Genomic DNA, 18,403 nt, shown 5'->3' with positions numbered 1-18,403 from the left:
CCATCATGCCGCCCAACCTTGGCCGCCGCGCACTGCTGTTGACGGCCGCCCGGGTATCGGCGCTGGCCGGACTGGCTGGCGCTGGTGTTATCTCATCATCCGCGCCCGGCGCACAGAATGGCAAATACCCGTTTGCGCTGGGCGTCGCTTCCGGTTCGCCGTTGCCCGATGCGGTCGTCATCTGGACCCGCATCCTGCACGACCCCCTCAATGCACAGGCCAACCCGCCAGTGGCGCTGCCCGTGCGGTGGGAAATGGCGGCTGACGATCAGTTCCGCACCATTGTTGCGCAAGGCGCCGCCACAGCCTTGCCTGAGCTGGCCCATAGCATCCACGTCGATGTGCGCGGCTTATCGCCGGCGCGCTGGTACTGGTACCGCTTCATGCTGGGCGATGCCGTCAGCGCCGTGGGACGGACCCGCACGGCGCCGGCATTGCAAGACATGCCCGCTGCGTTGAAACTGGCGGTGGCCTCATGCCAGCACTGGGAATTCGGCACGTATGCGGCATACCGCCATATCACGGCGGCAGCGCCGGACCTGGTGGCGTTCCTTGGCGATTACATTTACGAGTGGGGCCCTTACCAGCTGCATCATCCGCCGCACGCCGTGCGTTCCGATGAAAGCTTTACGCTGGCGGAATACCGCGCCCGCTATGCGCAATACAAGAGCGATCCACTGCTGCAGGCGGCGCACCATGCGGCGCCGTGGATACTTGCATGGGATGACCACGAAGTCGCCAACGATTACGCGGGCTTGCGCGATGAACGGCTCGACGTGAACTTTGCCGCGCGGCGCGCTGCCGCGTACCAGGCGTATTACGAACACCAGCCGTTGCGCCTGCCCGCGCCGGGTATCCAGAATGGCATGATGCGCATGCACCAGCGCTACGACTGGGGACGGCTGGCGCGCTTCCACGTGCTCGATAACCGCCAGTACCGCGCCGCGCAGGTGTGTACGCCGGGCCGGGGCGGTTCATCATCTGTGCGGCCGCGCGATTGCCCGGCATTGCTGGATCCGCGCCGCACCATGCTGGGCGGAGAACAGGAACAGTGGCTGGAGCAAGGGTTGAAAACGTCGGCGGCGCGCTGGAATATCCTCGCGCAGCAAACCTTGATGGCGCAATGCAGCCAGTTGCCGCTGGCGCTGCAAGGCAATAGCCGTGATGGGCGCTACTGGACCGATGGCTGGGATGGCTATCCGGCGGCGCGGCAGCGGCTGTATGACACGCTGCGCGCCAGTGGCGCGGCGAATCCGCTGGTGCTGTCCGGCGATGTGCACACGTTTTATGCGGCGGAATTGCGGCCTGACCCGCTCAAGCCTGTCCGCAACGGCAATGCGCTGGTGGCGACGGAATTTTGCGGCACGTCGATTACGTCCAGCTCACGGCCGCAAGCGCGCACGCAGCAGTATGTGGACATGAATGCGCAGCTGAAATTCGGACGCAGCGACAAGCGCGGTTTCATGCTGCTCGATGTGCGGCCGGAGCAGTGCGTGATGGATTTTCGGGCGCTGGATGATGTGCAGGATGCCGGCAGCAAGATTGCGACGCTGGCATCGTTCACCGTGGTGGAAGGAAAACCCGGGTTGTCATAAACCCGGGCTTGTCCTGTGTTACGCCGTGCGCGCCCGCTCCAGCAAGCGCTCCATGGCTTCTTTCTGGAAGACCCGGAACTCATCATTGCCCGTCACATTGCTGAACATCAGCGCGCCGACACGCTTGTTCAAGTCCAGCGCCGCCACGGAATCGGCTCCCATATCGCCACCGTAATGCATGGCCAGGTGGCCGTTTTGCTCGCGCAGGGTCCAGATCAGCGCTTGCTGCACGTTCTGATCCACTGCCACCGGCTGCGGCGACAGGAACGTCGCCAGCGTGCCTTGCTGCAGGTAGCGGCGGCCATCGACAGCGCCTTCGCCGCTGAAGATTTCCAGGATGCGGGCGAAATCGCGTGCGGATGAACGCAGCAGGCCGGCCGGCCAGCTTGGCGTGCCATTTGGCGCCAGCGCTTTCAAGCCGTGGTCCAGGCGCGCATACGGCTGCGCCAGCGGCGCCTTGCCCATGGCTGCCAGCGACCAGCCTGTATGGCGCATGCCCAGCGGCGAGAACAGGCGCTTTTGCGTCAGCACGTCCAGTCCCTGGCGCTCCGCATTGACGCGGCCTGCCAGGTAGCCCAGCAGCGTAATGCCGACATTCGAATACGCCCACGTGGCGCCCGGCTTCGATTCCGTGAACGAACCGGCCTGCGCATACCAGCGGCCATTCGGCGACAGGTAGCCGGCCAGGAAGTCGCGCATTTGCAGCGCCGGATCGCCGCTGGCGGGGAAGTCGCCATTGCGCTCGTTGTACACGTTATCTGAAATACCGGACGTGTGGCTCAGCAAATGGCGGAACGTGATCGGCGTGTCGGGGAAGGCCGGATGCACGACCGGGAAGTCCAGGTACGGTGCGATCGGGTCATCGAGGCGGAACGCGCCCTGTTCATGCAGCATCATCATGGCCGTGCCGGTGACGACTTTGCTGACGGACGCGATGTGGAATGCCGTGTCGGGCGTGACCGGGGTGCGCGCCTGTACGTCGGCCAAACCAAAACCCCGTACGAACTGGGTGCGGCCATTGCGCACCGTGGCCACGCTGACGCCGGCCGTGCCGGTCTTGCGCAACCCATCTTGCATGAAGCGGGAAAAATCCTCTTCCCAGTTGCCGCTTGCTGCGAATGCCATGGGCGCCACGTACGATGCTGCAAATGATGTGGCAAAGATGCCCAACATACTCCTACGGTCCATCTGTCTCCTCCTAAGTGGAAGCGCCGGCCCATTCCCGGGAAAGTCCATGCTTTCCTTCTTGATAAGCCGTACGCCAAAAAAAGAGGCATCCTTGTGGGATGCCTCCGTTGATGCCTTGCCTGTTATGGCAGTGGCGAATCCGATAGTTCGCGTTGCAGCGGATCGACCATTTCGCCTTCCCACTTCGCGACCACGGCCGCGGCGACGCCGTTGCCGATCACGTTGGTGGCGGAGCGCGCCATGTCGAGGAAGTGGTCAATGCCCAGCAACAGCAGCAAGCCCGCTTCAGGAATATTGAACTGGCCCAGGGTGGCGGCAATCACCACCAGCGATGCGCGCGGCACGCCGGCAATGCCCTTGGACGTCAGCATCAGCACGGCCATCATCGTCATTTGCGTGCCCAGCGACATTTCAATGCCGTATGCCTGGGCAATGAACACGGTGGCGAACGTGCAATACATCATCGAGCCATCCAGGTTGAACGAATAGCCGATCGGCAGCACGAACGACGCGATGCGGTTGCGCACGCCGAAACGCTCCAGCCCTTCCAGGGTTTTTGGATAGGCTGCTTCGCTCGATGCAGTGGAGAAGGCCAGCAGCGCCGGGCCGCGCAATTCCGCCATCAGCGCGAAGATGCGTTTGCCCAGGAACAGGAAGCCGGCAATGATCAGCAAGGCCCACAGGATGGCAATGCTCAGGTAGAACTCGCCCATGAACACGCCATACGTGGCCAGCACGCCCAGGCCGCTCTTGGCAATGGTGCCCGCTACGGCGGCAAACACGGCCACCGGTGCGAATTGCATCACGTAGCCCGTGACTTTCAGCATGATGTGGGCCAGGCTGTCCATGGAATCGATCAGCGCGTTGGCCTTTTTGCCCACCGCGGCGGCGGCCGTACCAAAGAACAGCGAGAACACGACGATTTGCAAGATTTCATTTTTAGCCATGCCATCGATGATGGACGCCGGCACCAGGTGGGTAATGAATTCTTTCAGCGACAGGCTGCTGGCGGCAATGCCGGTCGACGCGGCGGCCGGCAAGTGGCCTACCAGGGCGTCTCCTGGACGGAACAGGTTCACCATGATCAAGCCCAAGGTCAGCGACATGACCGATGCTGCCAGGAACCAGCCCAGGGTTTTCAGGCCGATCCGGCCCACTTCCTTGGCGTCGCCCATGCGCGCGATACCCACGACGAGGGTGGAGAAGACCAGTGGCGCAATGATCATCTTGATCAGGCGCAGGAAAATAGTCGTTACCAGCGACATGTAGTCGGCAAAGTCAGTGGGCTTGGCCATGTTGGCGTTGGCGATATAGCCTACCCCGATGCCCAATATCAGGCTGATGAGGATATACGTGGTGAGATTGCTGCGAGGGGAATGGCTGGCGTCGGCGGCCGCACTGTTGGCGATTTTCATAAGCGTGTTTCCTGTGGTACTGTCCAGCAACACTGTTTTGCAGGGCTGGCAAGCATTACCTTTAGAATTGATGAATCTGTAAGCAGGGAAGTCGGGAGTATCCTTGCGGCCCTGATGCATGTCAAGCAACTGTGTGTCGTGCGGAAAACAAGTTTAAATTGCCGAATATTTTTCAGTGAATTTATGATAGACATCCAACACGTCTCCAAGTGGTATGGCCAGTTTCAAGTGCTGACCGATTGCAGCACCAGCGTAGCCCGGGGCGATGTCATGGTGATCTGCGGTCCGTCCGGTTCCGGCAAGTCGACATTGATTAAAACCGTGAATGGATTGGAGCCATTTCAGCAGGGGGAAATCATCGTGGATGGCACATCGGTCGGGGCAAAGGGCACGGATTTACCCGCGCTGCGCGCCCGTATCGGCATGGTGTTCCAGAATTTCGAACTGTTCCCCCACTTGTCTGTCCGCGATAATCTTACTCTGGGGCAAATAAAAGTCTTGAAGCGCAGCCGCGATGAAGCCGTTGAGCGGGGCTTGCGCTACCTGGACCGGGTGGGTTTGCTGGCGCAGCAGGATAAATTCCCGAACCAGCTGTCCGGCGGCCAGCAGCAGCGGGTGGCGATTGCCCGGGCGCTGGCAATGGACCCGATTGCCATGCTGTTTGACGAACCGACGTCTGCGCTGGATCCGGAAATGATCAATGAAGTGCTGGATGTGATGGTGGGGCTGGCGCAGGAAGGCATGACGATGATGGTGGTGACCCACGAAATGGGCTTTGCCCGCAAGGTGGCCAACCGCGTCGTATTCATGGACAAGGGCCGCATTCTGGAAGATTGCAGCAAGGATGAGTTTTTCGGCGCGCCGCGTTCCGAGCGCGCAAGGGATTTCCTGGCGCGTATTATTCATTAGCGGTGTTTATTACGGGGGAGGGCATGACGATGCTGCACAGACTTTCCGTATTACTATTGATCGCTGTTTCTGCCACGGCATCCGCCCAGGAACCCACCGGCACCCTTGCCAAGATCAAGCGCACCGGCGCCATCACCCTGGGCGTGCGCGACGGCTCCGTCCCTTTTTCCTATCTCGACGACAAGCAGCAATACCTGGGCTATTCGATCGACCTGTGCATGAAAATCGTCACGGCCGCGCAAAAGCAGCTGGGCATGACGGACGTGAAAGTCGTCATGCAGCCCGTGACGCCGGCCAACCGCATTCCCCTGATGGCCAATGGCACCATCGACCTGGAATGCGGTTCCGCCACCAATAACGCGGAACGGCAAAAACAGGTGGCGTTTGCGCCCACCATGTTCGTGGTGGCCAATAAGCTGCTGGCCAAGAAAGCATCGAATATCCGCACGCTGGCCGACATGAAGGGCAAGACCTTGGTGGCCACGGCCGGCACCACGACGCTCAAGCAAATGACCATCTTGAATAACGAGATGGGGCTGGGCATGACGATTTTGGTCGGCAAGGACCACCCGGAATCGTTCCTGATGCTGGAAACCGGACGGGCGGTGGCGGAAGCCAATGACGATATTTTGCTGGCTGCGCAAGTGGCCGCCGCAAAAAATCCCGCCGACTATGCGATTACGCCGGAAGCGCTGTCGGTGGAACCCTACGGCATCATGCTGCGGCGCGATGACCCGGAATTCAAGAAGCTGGCCGACGCGACGCTGACGCGCTTTTACCAGACCGACGATTACCAGAAAGTCTATGCAAAGTGGTTCCAGAGCCCCATTCCACCCAAGGGCATCAATTTGAACTTCCCCATGCCGCCGCAATTGAAGGCGGTGCTGATGAAACCCACCGATTCGCCTGACCCGGCAGCGTATGCGGCCGTGCCGCCGGCGCAGCAAGCCGCGTCAAAAAAGAAGGCAAAATAACCGCCTATGAATTACCACTGGAACTGGCGCATCTTCTGGGAAGAATCGCCGGACGGTGTGCGCACGTATGGCGAGACGCTGATTGACGGCTTGCAGTGGACGCTGGCGGCGGCGCTGGGCGGCTGGGTCATTGCGCTGCTGATCGGGGTGCTGGTCGGGACCTTGCGCACGTTGCCGCAAACGGACCGCGCGGGCCGCTGGCTGCGCGTGGCCGGCAACGCGTATATCGAAGTATTCCGCAATATCCCGCTGCTGGTGCAAATGTTCCTGTGGTACTTCGTCGTGCCGGAATTGTTGCCGGGCGCCGTGGGCGCGTGGGTCAAGGTGTTGCCGAATTTACCGTTTGTCGCCGCCGTCGTGTCGCTGGGTTTTTATACGTCGGCGCGGTTGGCCGTGCAGGTGACGGCAGGCATTGAAGCGCTGGCGGGCGGGCAGCAATTGGCCGCGCTGGCGCTGGGCTTGTCGAGACCGCAGGCTTACCGCTACGTGCTGCTGCCGCTGGCATTGCGCATCATCTTGCCGCCATTGGCCAGCGAGTGCCTGAACATCATCAAGAATAGCGCCGTGGCGCTGACCATCGGGCTGGTGGAATTGATGAACAGCGCCAATGCAATCCAGGAATTCTCGTTCCAGACGTTTGAAGCGTTTACGGCGGCCACGGTCATTTATGTGGCGCTCAACATCCTGGTCGTGACAGGCATGCACTGGCTGGAACGGCGGCTGGCGCTGCCCGGCACGCTGGCGGAAGGTGTACGCTGATGTTCTCGCAATTCGACTTTGACGTGATCGCCCGCTCATGGGTCTACCTGTTCCAGGTGGGCATGCTGTTCACGTTAAAACTCACCGTGCTGTCGATGCTGGGCGGCGTCGTGCTGGGGACTTTGCTGGCGCTGGCGCGCTTGTCGCCCATAGCGCCGCTGGCGTGGCTGTCGGCCGGGTATGTGAATTTGATGCGGGCCGTGCCGCTGCTGCTGGTGATTTTCTGGTTTTATTTTCTCGTGCCGTATATCGGCGCGTGGCTGATTGGTGCGCACGAACCCGTGAAGGTGGGTGCATTCTGGTCGGCGCTGGTGACGTTCATTTTGTTCCAGGCCGCGTATTACTGCGAAATCATGCGGGGCGGCATACAGGCGATTCCCCGCGGCCAGATCTGGGCGGCGCAAGCGCTGGGCATGCATTATTGGCAAGTGATGGGGACGGTCGTGCTGCCGCAAGCGTTCCGCAATATGCTGCCCGTGCTGCTGACGCAAACCATCGTGCTGTTCCAGGATGTGTCTCTCGTGTACGTGCTGTCGGCGCCGGATTTCGTGGGGCTGGCCAGCAAGGTGGCGCAGCGCGACGGACGGCTGGTGGAAATGTACCTGTTCGTGGCGCTCGTGTATTTCGTACTGTGCAGCGGCTTGTCGTGGCTGGTGCGGCGGCTGCAGCGCAAGGTGGCGATCATCCGGTAAGCGTTACGGCCGCGCGTGGCTGCCAGGCCCGCCCGCTCGCGGTAAAATGGCGGGATTCTTTCCTCAGACACACGTGAGCAGCCGCCATGTCCCAAATTGACACCCCAGACAGCATTACCCTCATCCGCCCAGACGACTGGCATTTGCACCTGCGCGATGGCGCCACCCTGGCCAGTGTGCTGCCGCACAGCGCGCGCCAGTTTGGCCGCGCCATCGTCATGCCGAACCTGAAGCCGCCAGTCACCACGGTGGCTGCCGCGGAAGGCTACCGCAGCCGCATCCTGGCTGCGCTGCCGCAGGGCATGTCGTTCGAACCGCTGATGACGCTGTACCTGACCAACAATACGCCGCCCGATGAAATCCGCCGCGCGGTCGACAGCGGCTTCGTCTACGGCGTCAAACTGTACCCGGCCGGCGCCACGACGAATTCCGATGCCGGCGTGACCGACATCGCCAACTGCTACAAAACGCTGGAAGTCATGCAGGAACTGGACTTGCCGCTGCTGGTGCACGGCGAAGTCACGGATCCGGATGTCGATGTGTTCGACCGCGAAGCCGTGTTCATCGAGCGCGTCATGCGCCCGCTGCGCAAGAGCTTCCCGGAATTGAAAGTGGTGTTCGAGCACATCACCACGCGCCACGCGGCGGAATACGTGGCGGAAGCGGAAGGCCCGATTGCCGCCACCATCACGGCGCACCACTTGCTGTACAACCGCAATGAAATCTTCAAAGGCGGTATCCGCCCACACTATTACTGCCTGCCGATCCTGAAGCGCGAAGAACACCGCCTGGCGCTGGTGACGGCTGCCACCAGCGGCGATGAACGCTTCTTCCTGGGCACCGACTCTGCGCCGCACGCACAGGGCGCCAAGGAAGCGGCTTGCGGCTGTGCCGGCTGCTACACGGCGCTGCACGCAATGGAACTGTATGCGGAAGCGTTCGAGCGCGCCGGTGCGCTGGACAAGCTGGAAGCCTTCTCCAGCCTGAATGGCCCGGCCTTCTACGGCGTCGAGCCGAACGCAGACACCATCACGCTCAAGCGCGAAGAGTGGACGCTGCCGGCCACGCTGCCGCTGGGCGACCAGGAAGTGGTGCCGTTGAACGCGGGTGAAACCATCCATTGGAAAATGGTTTAACCAGTTTTCTCAACGTGTTTTCTGATATTGACTGGCAGCGCCCCTGGTACGACTCGGTACGGGACGCTGCCGGCGGCATCGACGTCGATGCCGCCAGCATCATCCCTTCCTTTTGTGCGCAAGCAGCGTCGCGCGAATTGTGCAATCATCAAGGCTTGCCATTGCAGTTCGTGCCGCAAAGCGCGCTGCCGGAAGGCGTCGCCTATGAAGAATTCATTGGCGCCACCGGCAACGTCCCCACGCGTGAAAACTTGCATGATTTTTTCAACGCGCTGGTTTGGCTCAGTTTCCCCCGCATCAAGCAGCAATTGAATGCCTTGCAGGCTGCGCAAATCGCGCAAGATGGCGTCGGCAAATCGCGCGGTCCCGCGCGGGACGCAGCCACCTTGTTCGATGAAAATGCGGCGCTGCTGGTGGTGCGCGATGATGAACAGGGCAGGGCGCTGATAGAGGCGCTGCGCGGCCATGAATGGCGCAAGGCGTTTGTCGAATTGCGCGAACTGTTTAAATGCGATGCGCAAGTCTGGCTGTTCGGCCACGCGCTGATGGAAAAGCTGGTGGCGCCATACAAGGCGATTACCGCGCATACGCGGGTCGCCTTTGCCGGTGACGACTATTTTGCGCTGGATGGCGCTGGCCGCCGCGCATGGCTGGACGACAAGGTGGCCACGGAACTGGCCGCTGATGGTTTGCATAAGAGCTGCTTCACGCCGCTGCCCATGCTGGGCGTGCCGGGCTGGTGGCCGCAACAGGACGAAGCATTTTATGGCGATGTGGCGGTGTTCAGGCCGAAACGTATGCCGCAACAGAAGGAGCGCTAAATGGAAAAAATCATCCGCTGGGGCATACTGGGCACGGGCAAAATCGCCAAGGCCATGGCGCACGGCTTGCGCGACATTCGCGGCGCTGAACTGGTAGCGGTAGCTTCGCGCACGGAAGCCGGCGCTGCGCGCTTTGGCGCGGAGTTCGGCGTGGCGCGCTGCCACGGCAGTTACCAGCAACTGGCGGATGACCCGCAAGTCGACGTGGTGTACATCGCCACGCCGCACACTATGCACTACGAAAATGCCATCATGTGCCTGCATGGCGGCAAGGCGCTGCTGGTGGAAAAAGCGTTCACGGTGAACCGCCGCCAGGCCGAGCATATTGCCGCACTGGCCAAAGAGAAAAACCTGTTCGTCATGGAAGCCATGTGGAGCCGCTTCCTGCCAGCCCTGCAGGAAGCCAAGCGCTTGCTCGACAGTGGCGCCATCGGCGTGCCGGGCAGCCTGACGGCGGATTTCGGCTTTGCCGCCGTGGTAGGACCTGAACACCGCTTGTTCAACCCGGACCTGGGCGGCGGCTCGCTGCTGGACCTGGGCATATATCCACTGTCGCTGGCGGCCTACTTCCTCGGCCCCGTGGCCGGCGCCAAGGCCGTGGGCGAGCTGGCCGGCACCGGCGTCGATATGCAAACGTCGTTCGTGCTGCGCCATGAAAGCGGCGCCGTGTCGTGTTGCGTCAGCAGCTTGCGTGCGCACACGCCGAATGAATTGACGATTTCCGGCAGCAAGGGATACTTGCGGCTGAACAACCGTTTTTATTGCACCGAATCGCTGACCATCGGCTTGAACGATGGCAGCAAGCGTGAATTGTCCGCGCCCCGCATCGGTAACGGCTATGCGCATGAAGCGCTGGAAGTGAACCGGTGCCTGCGCGCGGGCTTGCTGGAAAGTCCCGTGATGCCGCTGGCGGAATCCGTTGCGCTGATGGGCTGGCTCGATACGATGCGCGAACAGATCGGCGTCCGCTATGTTGCCGATACTGCAGCTGACATGGCAGCCGACGATTGAGGAGAACGGAATGTTTACTGCCGACCGTATGCCGTCGCTGAAATCCGTGCTGCTGGCCAGCGGCGTCGTATTGACCCTGGCCATGGGTGTGCGCCATGGTTTTGGCTTTTGGATGCAGCCGATTTCGCAAGCCAATGGCTGGACCCGCGAAACGTATTCGCTGGCGCTGGCCGTGCAAAACTTGATGTGGGGCGCGTTTGGCCCGTTTGCCGGCATGGCGGCCGACCGTTTCGGCACTATGCGCGTGGTACTGGCCGGCGCGCTGGCGTATATGGCGGGCTTGCTGTGGATGGCGTGCGTGACGCAGCCCATGCTGTTCGTCATGGGTTCCGGCGTGTTCATCGGGCTGGGGCTTGCGTGCACGGCATTCGGCGCCGTCAGCGGCATCATTGGCCGCGTGGCGCCAGTGGAAAAGCGTTCGTGGGCGTTTGGCATTTCCGGCGCGGCCAGTTCATTTGGCCAATTCCTGATGATGCCGGTCGAGCAATTCCTGATTTCATCGCTGGGCTGGCAGCAAGCGTTTTATTTGCTGGCGGGCTTGGTGGTGCTGGCCATGGTGCCGATGTCATTTTGGCTGCGTGAACCGGCCGCCACCCATGCCGATGGTCCGCGCCAGAGCATAGCCGAAGCGTTGGGGGAAGCGCTGGGCAACCGCTCGTTCCTGCTGCTGGTGGCAGGGTATTTCGTGTGCGGTTTCCAGGTGGTGTTTATCGGCGTGCACTTGCCTGCGTACCTGAAAGACAAAGGCGTCGCGGATCCGAAAGTCGCCGTGCTGGCGCTGGCCCTGATTGGCTTGTTCAACATCTTCGGCTCTTTCCTGGCCGGCAAGTGGGGCGGCAAGGTGCCGAAGCGCTATCTGCTGTCGGGAATTTATTCGCTGCGCTCTGTCGCCATTGTGCTGTTCCTGCTGGCGCCGTTGTCGCCGCTGACCGTGTACCTGTTTGCCGCTTGCATGGGTTTCCTGTGGCTGTCCACCGTGCCGCTGACGAACGGCATTATCGCCGGCGTGTTTGGCGTGCGGCACATGTCGATGCTGGCTGGCGTCGTGTTCTTCTCGCACCAGATTGGCAGTTTCCTTGGCGTGTGGCTGGGCGGCTACCTGTTTGCGCTGCAAGGCAATTACGACATCGTGTGGGGCATAGCGATAGGCTTGGGCGTGTTTGCCGGGCTGGCCAATTTGCCCGTTGACGAGCGTCCGCTGGTACGCGGCGGCGCCCTGAAGGCAGCGTGATGAAGACGTGGCTGGCGTGGGGGCTGGCCATCGCGGCAATGGCGCTGGCCTTTGCCGCGTATTTGCGGCCGGACTTCATGGTGGATTTGGGGAGCCGGATCGCGTTGTGTTTGTAGACCAGGCGACGCCGCAATATCAATCTGCGGCGCCAGCGTGCAGGCGGGTTTTTAAAACCCGCCCGATTAACCGTGTTTGCTTCGTTTGGCTGATTTGGATGCGACTGCTTTCGCTTTAGCCGGCGCTTTCGCTGTTGCGGCCTTGCCGCTGCCATGGCGCGCATGTTTGCCATGCTTGCCGCCTGCCCTGGTTTCAAAGCGGGGCGACGAGTACACGGCATCGGCTTCGCCTGCGCGCTTGGCGTTCAGGGCCTGGGCCAGTGCATTGTCTTCTAGTGGCTTGTCCAGCAAATTTTGCGGGTCGATGCGTTTGCCATCCTGGAAGGCTTCCAGGTGCAGGTGCGGGCCCGTCGAGCGGCCCGTCATGCCGGAATGGCCAATCAATTCACCGGCCGACACCATGTCGCCCACGCGCACCAGGCGCTCTTTCAAATGCGCATACAGGGAACGCAAGCCGTTCGGGTGTTCGATCACGACGACTTCGCCGTATTTCTTGTCGCCTTCATAGCGGTTGGTGGAAGCCACCACCGTGCCGCCATCGGTGGCCTTGATCGGCGTACCGGTGGGCGTGGAAAAGTCGACGCCGCCGTGCGCGCGTTTGCCGCGCAGCGCGCCAAAGAAACTGCTGACTTTTCCGCCATCCAGCGGCAAACTCCAGCGCGACGTCGCGGCTGGTGCTTCGGAAGGCTCTGGCGCACCAGAGGCGTGTGCCGGCAGATTGGCGGCCAGCAACAGGGCAAGTGTTAGTTTGGCAAGTTTCGGCATAGCAGGCGAGTTTCGCACAGGGCTTGCTATCACGCAAGACATTTTAATTCCTTGTTGCAACATTGATATTTTCCATACGGATTCGGCGCCGTGTTGTGTATTGCTGACGTCCGTGGCGGTATCGGCGGCGCACAATGGATCCATCTCAATGCCGAGGAGGGGAACCATGAAAGCCGCTGCATTTACCAGCCTGGACCAGAGCACCCGCGAAGATTGGCAAACCATCGCCGGGGAATTCATGCAATTCGCGCAAGGCTTGCCGGACCGGGTGGCCGCGCACCTGGCGTTGTTGCGGGGCGACTTTGGCGGGTTTCCGGTGGACCGCTACACGCATTCGCTGCAAACGGGTACGCGGGCATTGCGCGATGGCCGTGATGATGAATATGTCGCGTGCGCGCTGCTGCACGATATCGGCGACACGCTGGGCACGTTCAACCATCCGGATATTGCGGCGGCCATCCTGCAGCCATTCGTGTCCGATGACAACCTGTGGATGGTCAAGCACCACGGCATCTTCCAGGGGCATTACTTCTTCCACCACCTGGGCATGGACCGCGACATGCGCGACCAGTTCAAAGACCATCCGTGCTACCAGCGCACAGCGGAATTTTGCGAACTGTATGACAACCCGGCGTTTGACAGCGCCTATGCCAGCTTGCCGATCGAAGAATTCATGCCGATTCTGCGCCGCGTGTTTGCCGCGCCGCGCCGCAGCTTGTACCAGCAGGCAATACGAGATCAGCATTGACGCGCGGCATACTCGGAAAGTGCTAGGTGACTCGGCGCCACGGGTGTACTGTGGTTGTCTAAACCGGGAGTGATAAAAGTGAATGAACGGCAGCGGCGCGTGGACGCTGGTACGGCAAGAGTTGTGGCGCGCGGAATCAATATCCTGGGTGTGCGGAACCTCTCCCTGGCGCGGAAGTATATGGAATACAAACGCGTGTCCCCGGAAGTGATCGCGCGTGTTCTCGATAACCCGGCATCGCGCCGCAAGCAGAGTACGGAACAACTGGTCTCGGAAGCCATCACGCCTTCCGCCCCGCTTCCACAGGCAGCCGAACGTCCCGACGACTTTCCAGTGGCGCAGTTTTCTGATGAGGCGGCAATGCCCCCTTCGGCGGCAGCGTTAGGTGTGTCGTTCGATGGACGGACCTATCACTACCGGCAATACAGTTACGAGCAACTGGCGGACGCGCTGGACTATGCCAGGCGGGACCGGGCCAAGCCGGGTTTCCGCGAAGACGCCACACCGTATTATTGGCGGCAATGGGCCAGCCCCACGCCGGAAGAGCGGCTGCAAATGGCGCGCCATGGCATTGCATATGAACAAGGCCATTACTGTTATGGCCCGTATCGCTACGATACGCTGTCCGCTGCCGTCAATTATGCGGCGCATGCACCGGGGCTCGGACGGCCGGGCGCTGACAATGGAGGTAAAGCGCATGACGAAAGCTTTGACTGAAGCGCAGCAACTCCCGCCGGACCAGTTGCGAGTGCTGTTGACATTGTCTCGCGATTTGCTTCAGAACGACGAAGCTGGCGGGTCGCTGCAACTGGTTGGCCGGGCCTTGGCTGAAATGATCCAGTGCGATTCGGCCTTGCTGCTGCTGCGTAGCGACCAGCTCAATGCCGTCGGATTCGACTGCCACGGTATTGCTCATCCAGCCAGCGCCGGCCACCCGCTGTATCAAACCGCCATGTCGTTGCTGTCCGGTGCGAGAAGCGCCACCGACATGCGAGGAGAGTGGCAGCGCACACAGGACGGGCAATGCATGCTTGCGCTGGCTGTGCCTGCGCCTGCACCGGTGCAGGATACGGTGGCCGTGCTGGCTGTGGCATGGGAACACCAGTTGGATGTTGCCGCGCTGGAGAAGGGGCGGCGGGCGCTGTCGTATATCCTGCAATTGGCTGCCGCGGCGCTGGGCAAGCTCGAGGCGCACAGTGAGTTGGAGCGGTGCGTGACTGACCAGCGCGACGAAATCGCGCACACGTCCGTGACGCACGCCGCGGAACTGGCGCGGCGGGACGAGGCGGCCGCGGAAATGCGGTTACTGTCGCTGACGGATGTGCTGACTGGCTTGTATAACCGGCGCGGCTTTTTCCTCCAAGCGGAACAGATCTATAAGCTGGCGCGGCGCAACCGGACCAAGAGCGCCGTGATCTTTGCCGACATTGACGGCCTCAAACGCGTGAACGATGAACTCGGCCACGAGGCCGGCGATCGCCTGATACAGGATGCCGCGCAGGTATTCCGCGAGTCCTTTCGCCATGCCGATGTGGTGGCGCGCCTTGGCGGCGACGAGTTCGTTGCCTATACGCTGGATGATGAAAAGCCAGGCGTTATCCTGCATCGTATCCAGGCCAACCTGAGTGCGTTCAATCTGATGAAGGAGCGGCCGTATATGGTTTCCATCAGTGCCGGCGTCGTGCAGTGCGATGCCAGTGGTGGACAGCTGCTGTCACATTATGTGCTTTTGGCGGATGAACAAATGTATGCCCAAAAGCGCAGCCGCCTGCACTGATGGGGCGCCGGGTGCTCAAACCTTGAGGAATTCTTCCCGTCCGCCCAGCCACCGTTCCAGGTGGCCTTCGACGACGGGCAGGTATTTTTCATCTTTCAGCAGCGCAGACGCCACGTCGCGCGCCCGGTCCACCAGCCACGTGTCCGTTTCCAGGTCCGCGAAACGCAGCATGGCCTGTCCCGACTGGCGCGCGCCGAGGAATTCACCGGGACCCCGGATTTCCAGGTCGCGCCGCGCGATTTCAAAGCCATCGGTGGTTTCGCGCATCGTCATCAAGCGCTGCTTCGCCACGCCGCCCAGCGGGCTTTGGTACAGCAGCAGGCACACGGACGCCGCCGAACCCCGTCCCACCCGGCCCCGCAACTGGTGCAGCTGCGACAAGCCAAACCGCTCCGCATGTTCAATCACCATCAGCGATGCATTCGGCACGTCCACCCCCACCTCGATCACGGTGGTGGCCACCAGCACTTGCATGTCGTTGGCGGCAAAGGCATCCATCACGGCCTGCTTTTCCGCCGGCTTTAATTTGCCGTGCACGAGGCCGACGTTCAAGTCCGGCAGCGCTTCCGCCAGCAGCGCATGGGTTTCCGTCGCAGTCTGCAATTGCAGCGCTTCGGATTCTTCAATCAGCGGACACACCCAATACACTTGCCGCCCCTCCAGCGCGGCTGCATGCACGCGCTCGATGACTTCATCGCGCCGGTTCTGGTCAATCGCGCGGGTGACGATGGGACTGCGGCCAGGCGGCAATTCATCGATGACGGACACTTCCAAATCCGCGTAATACGTCATGGCCAGCGTGCGGGGAATCGGCGTGGCCGACATCATCAACTGGTGCGGCACGGCGTTTTCATTGCCCTTGTTGCGCAGCGTAAGGCGCTGGCCCACGCCGAAGCGGTGCTGTTCATCGACAATCACGAGACCGAGATTGGCGAATTGCACGGTGTCCTGGATGATCGCGTGCGTACCGATAACGAGGCGCGCTTCGCCTGTTTCCACCAGTTGCGTGGCGGCGGCCTTGTTCTTTTTTGTCAGGCTGCCGGTCAGCCATGCCACCTTGACGCCCAGCGGTTCCATCCACGCGGCGATCTTGCGGAAATGCTGGTCCGCGAGGATTTCCGTCGGCGCCATCAATGCAGCCTGGTAGCCGCTGTCGATCGCTTGCGCGGCAGCCAGCGCCGCCACCACGGTCTTGCCGGCGCCCACGTCGCCTTGCAGCAAACGCTGCATGGGGAAGGGTTGGCTGATGTCCGCGCGGATTTCATCGAGCACGCGCTGCTGCGCGCCCGTCAGCTTGAAAGGTAGCGCCTGCTGGAATTGAGCCGACAATTCCCCGATGACCGACAGCGGCGGCGAACCCTTGGCGCGGCGTGCTTTTTGCGCCCGTTTCAAGGACAACTGCTGCGCCAGCAATTCATCGAACTTCATGCGCGTCCATGCCGGATGCGAACGGTCCAGCAGTGTGTACGTATCGACATCCGGCGGCGGATTGTGCAGCAGCCGCACCGATGGTTCGAAATTATCCAGCTCCAGCCGCTCCAGCAGGCGCGGCGGCAGGGTATCTGTCCAGTCCACCCGTTTCATCGCATCGGCAATGGCTTTGCGCATGACGTGCTGCGGCAAGCCTTCGCCAGCCGGATACACGGGCGTTAGCGATGTCGGCAGCGGCGCTCCCGCATTGACGATCTTATAGTGGGGGTGCACCATTTCCGCGCCAAAGAAGCCGTGCTTTAACTCGCCCCGGGCGCGCACCCGCGTGCCTTCCGCCAGTTGCTTGACCTGGCTGCCATAGAAATTCATGAAGCGCAGTTGCAAATCGCCCGTGCCGTCATCGATATGCACCAGCAGTTGCCGCCGTGGCTTATACGCGATTTCATTTTTCGTCACGATGCCTTCCACCTGCGACGTCTCGCCGCCATGCAGGCACGCTTCCTGGATCGTCACCACTTGCGTTTCATCTTCGTAACGCATGGGCAAGTGCAGCACCAGGTCCATATCCGTACGCAAGCCCAGCCGGGCCAGTTTGGCTTCCAGCGGTACGGCTTTCTTGGCAGGGGCGGCAGCCTTCTTCTTCGCAGGTTTCTTGGCTGCAGCGGGGGAGGGCGGCGCGGCTTCAGGCGGCATGTGAGGCTGGGTAGACGGCATCGGGCGGCAATTCAGGGTGTTTCGCAAGCTGGTGTACAATAGAGGGTTGCCCCACAGTTTTATACACGCGTTTTCATGTATTCCTTATCAGACTTCGATTTTAACTTGCCGCCAGAGCGGATAGCGCAATTTCCCCTGCCGGATCGCAGTGCTTCGCGCCTGCTGCATGTCGATGGTGATCAGCTGCACGATCGCCAGTTCACCGACGTCCTTGAATTGCTGCAGCCCGGCGACTTGCTGGTGATGAATAACACGCGCGTACTCAAGGCGCGGTTCTTCGGCATGAAAGAAAGCGGCGGCAAGGTGGAAGCGCTGGTCGAGCGCGTGCTCGATACCCGCACCGTGCTGGCGCAAGTGCGCGCATCCCGCTCGCCGCTGCCGGGCACCAAGCTGCGTCTGGCCGATGCGTTTGACGTGACGGTCGGCGAGCGCGCCGGTGAATTCTTCACGCTGCACTTTGAGGGCGACGTGTTCGATTTGATTGAGACGTATGGCCGCCTGCCGCTGCCGCCTTACATTGAACACGATGCCGATGAGTTCGATGAAAACCGCTACCAGACCGTGTTCAACAAGGTGCCGGGCGCCGTAGCTGCGCCGACTGCCGGCCTGCATTTCGATGACGCGCTGCTGCAAAAGCTGAAAGACAAGGGCGTCAACTTTGCTTTCGTGACCTTGCACGTGGGCGCCGGCACGTTCCAGCCGGTGCGTACGGAAAACCTGTCCGAGCACAAAATGCATACGGAGTGGTACACGATGCCGCAGGAAACCGTGGACGCCGTGCGCGCGGCGAAAGCCGCCGGCCGCGATGTGGTGGCAGTGGGCACGACCAGCCTGCGCGCGCTGGAATCTGCGTCGCAAACGGGCCAGCTGGAGGCGGGCAGCGCCGATACGTCGCTGTTCATCACGCCCGGTTATCAATTCAAGACGGTGACTCGGCTGATCACCAACTTCCACTTGCCGAAGTCGACCCTGCTGATGCTGGTGTCCGCCTTTGCCGGTTTCGAAGAAATCCGCAAAGCCTACGCCCATGCGATCGCCAGCGAATACCGCTTCTTCAGCTATGGCGATGCGATGCTGCTGACCACGCAAAATCGCGCTTAATAAAATACGAAAGAATACCA

General features: G+C 61.4%; 17 protein-coding genes. 13 read left to right on the top strand and 4 right to left on the bottom strand.

Going from position 1 to position 18,403, the window contains the following annotated elements:
• Positions 1–5 precede the first annotated feature (5 nt).
• A complete protein-coding gene (locus GM668_RS04630) occupies positions 6–1,595 on the top strand; it encodes an alkaline phosphatase D family protein (RefSeq protein ID WP_155437698.1) in 1,590 nt (529 codons plus the stop codon).
• An 18-nt stretch (positions 1,596–1,613) separates the two neighbouring features.
• Here the strand turns inward: GM668_RS04630 and GM668_RS04625 are convergent, their stop codons facing one another.
• Positions 1,614–2,720 (bottom strand): serine hydrolase domain-containing protein, encoded by a 1,107-nt coding sequence (locus GM668_RS04625; protein ID WP_170305476.1) that lies wholly within the window; start codon positions 2,718–2,720, stop codon positions 1,614–1,616.
• A gap of 185 nt (positions 2,721–2,905) precedes the next feature.
• The gene (locus GM668_RS04620) at positions 2,906–4,198 is read right to left on the bottom strand and encodes a dicarboxylate/amino acid:cation symporter (RefSeq protein ID WP_155437696.1); all 1,293 of its coding nucleotides are present in this window, start codon (positions 4,196–4,198) and stop codon (positions 2,906–2,908) included.
• 183 nt (positions 4,199–4,381) lie between these two features.
• On the opposite strand from GM668_RS04620, the gene GM668_RS04615 reads away from it, so the two are divergent.
• The 8 genes from GM668_RS04615 (at position 4,382) to GM668_RS04580 (ending at position 11,731) form a co-directional block, all read left to right on the top strand.
• On the top strand, positions 4,382–5,107 hold the full coding sequence (locus GM668_RS04615) for an amino acid ABC transporter ATP-binding protein (protein ID WP_155437695.1): 726 nt from the start codon (positions 4,382–4,384) through the stop codon (positions 5,105–5,107).
• 23 nt (positions 5,108–5,130) lie between these two features.
• Positions 5,131–6,081, top strand: a complete 951-nt coding sequence (locus tag GM668_RS04610; protein WP_155437694.1) for an amino acid ABC transporter substrate-binding protein — start codon at positions 5,131–5,133, stop codon at positions 6,079–6,081.
• Positions 6,082–6,087: 6 nt separating this feature from the next.
• Positions 6,088–6,840, top strand: a complete 753-nt coding sequence (locus GM668_RS04605) for an amino acid ABC transporter permease (RefSeq protein WP_155437693.1) — start codon at positions 6,088–6,090, stop codon at positions 6,838–6,840.
• Positions 6,840–7,532 carry an amino acid ABC transporter permease gene (locus GM668_RS04600; RefSeq protein WP_155437692.1) on the top strand — a complete coding sequence of 231 codons (693 nt, stop codon included), beginning with the start codon at positions 6,840–6,842 and terminating at the stop codon, positions 7,530–7,532. The genes GM668_RS04605 and GM668_RS04600 overlap by 1 nt, the downstream gene beginning before the upstream one ends.
• Before the next feature lie 86 nt (positions 7,533–7,618).
• Positions 7,619–8,668, top strand: coding sequence for a dihydroorotase (gene pyrC, locus GM668_RS04595; RefSeq protein WP_155437691.1), 1,050 nt, complete (start codon positions 7,619–7,621; stop codon positions 8,666–8,668).
• A gap of 14 nt (positions 8,669–8,682) precedes the next feature.
• Positions 8,683–9,489: a DUF3025 domain-containing protein gene (locus tag GM668_RS04590; RefSeq protein ID WP_170305475.1), complete on the top strand. Its 807-nt coding sequence runs from the start codon at positions 8,683–8,685 to the stop codon at positions 9,487–9,489.
• Positions 9,490–10,500: a Gfo/Idh/MocA family protein gene (locus GM668_RS04585; protein WP_155437689.1), complete on the top strand. Its 1,011-nt coding sequence runs from the start codon at positions 9,490–9,492 to the stop codon at positions 10,498–10,500.
• 10 nt (positions 10,501–10,510) lie between these two features.
• On the top strand, positions 10,511–11,731 hold the full coding sequence (locus GM668_RS04580) for an MFS transporter (RefSeq protein WP_155437688.1): 1,221 nt from the start codon (positions 10,511–10,513) through the stop codon (positions 11,729–11,731).
• A 182-nt stretch (positions 11,732–11,913) separates the two neighbouring features.
• On the opposite strand, the gene GM668_RS04575 is transcribed toward GM668_RS04580, so the two are convergent.
• Positions 11,914–12,612, bottom strand: coding sequence for a M23 family metallopeptidase (locus GM668_RS04575; RefSeq protein ID WP_170305474.1), 699 nt, complete (start codon positions 12,610–12,612; stop codon positions 11,914–11,916).
• Positions 12,613–12,778: 166 nt separating this feature from the next.
• On the opposite strand from GM668_RS04575, the gene GM668_RS04570 reads away from it, so the two are divergent.
• From GM668_RS04570 to GM668_RS04560, 3 genes are all read left to right on the top strand, one after another.
• Positions 12,779–13,360, top strand: coding sequence for an HD domain-containing protein (locus GM668_RS04570; RefSeq protein WP_155437686.1), 582 nt, complete (start codon positions 12,779–12,781; stop codon positions 13,358–13,360).
• Between the two features lie 180 nt (positions 13,361–13,540).
• A complete protein-coding gene (locus GM668_RS30885; protein ID WP_211923342.1) occupies positions 13,541–14,077 on the top strand; it encodes a hypothetical protein in 537 nt (178 codons plus the stop codon).
• Positions 14,058–15,137, top strand: coding sequence for a GGDEF domain-containing protein (locus tag GM668_RS04560; protein WP_155437685.1), 1,080 nt, complete (start codon positions 14,058–14,060; stop codon positions 15,135–15,137). Before GM668_RS30885 ends, GM668_RS04560 begins: the two co-directional genes overlap by 20 nt.
• A 15-nt stretch (positions 15,138–15,152) precedes the next feature.
• On the opposite strand, the gene recG is transcribed toward GM668_RS04560, so the two are convergent.
• Entirely contained in the window at positions 15,153–17,261 is a 2,109-nt protein-coding gene (gene recG, locus GM668_RS04555) for an ATP-dependent DNA helicase RecG (protein ID WP_155437684.1), read from the bottom strand.
• A 96-nt stretch (positions 17,262–17,357) separates the two neighbouring features.
• Between recG and queA the strand changes: the two genes are divergently transcribed.
• Entirely contained in the window at positions 17,358–18,383 is a 1,026-nt protein-coding gene (queA, locus tag GM668_RS04550; RefSeq protein ID WP_155437683.1) for a tRNA preQ1(34) S-adenosylmethionine ribosyltransferase-isomerase QueA, read from the top strand.
• Positions 18,384–18,403 lie beyond the last annotated feature (20 nt).

It is taken from the genome of Pseudoduganella ginsengisoli (assembly GCF_009720865.1).
GTDB classification, from domain to species: domain Bacteria; phylum Pseudomonadota; class Gammaproteobacteria; order Burkholderiales; family Burkholderiaceae_D; genus Rugamonas; species Rugamonas ginsengisoli.
This window is presented reverse-complemented; position numbering and strand designations above follow the sequence as displayed.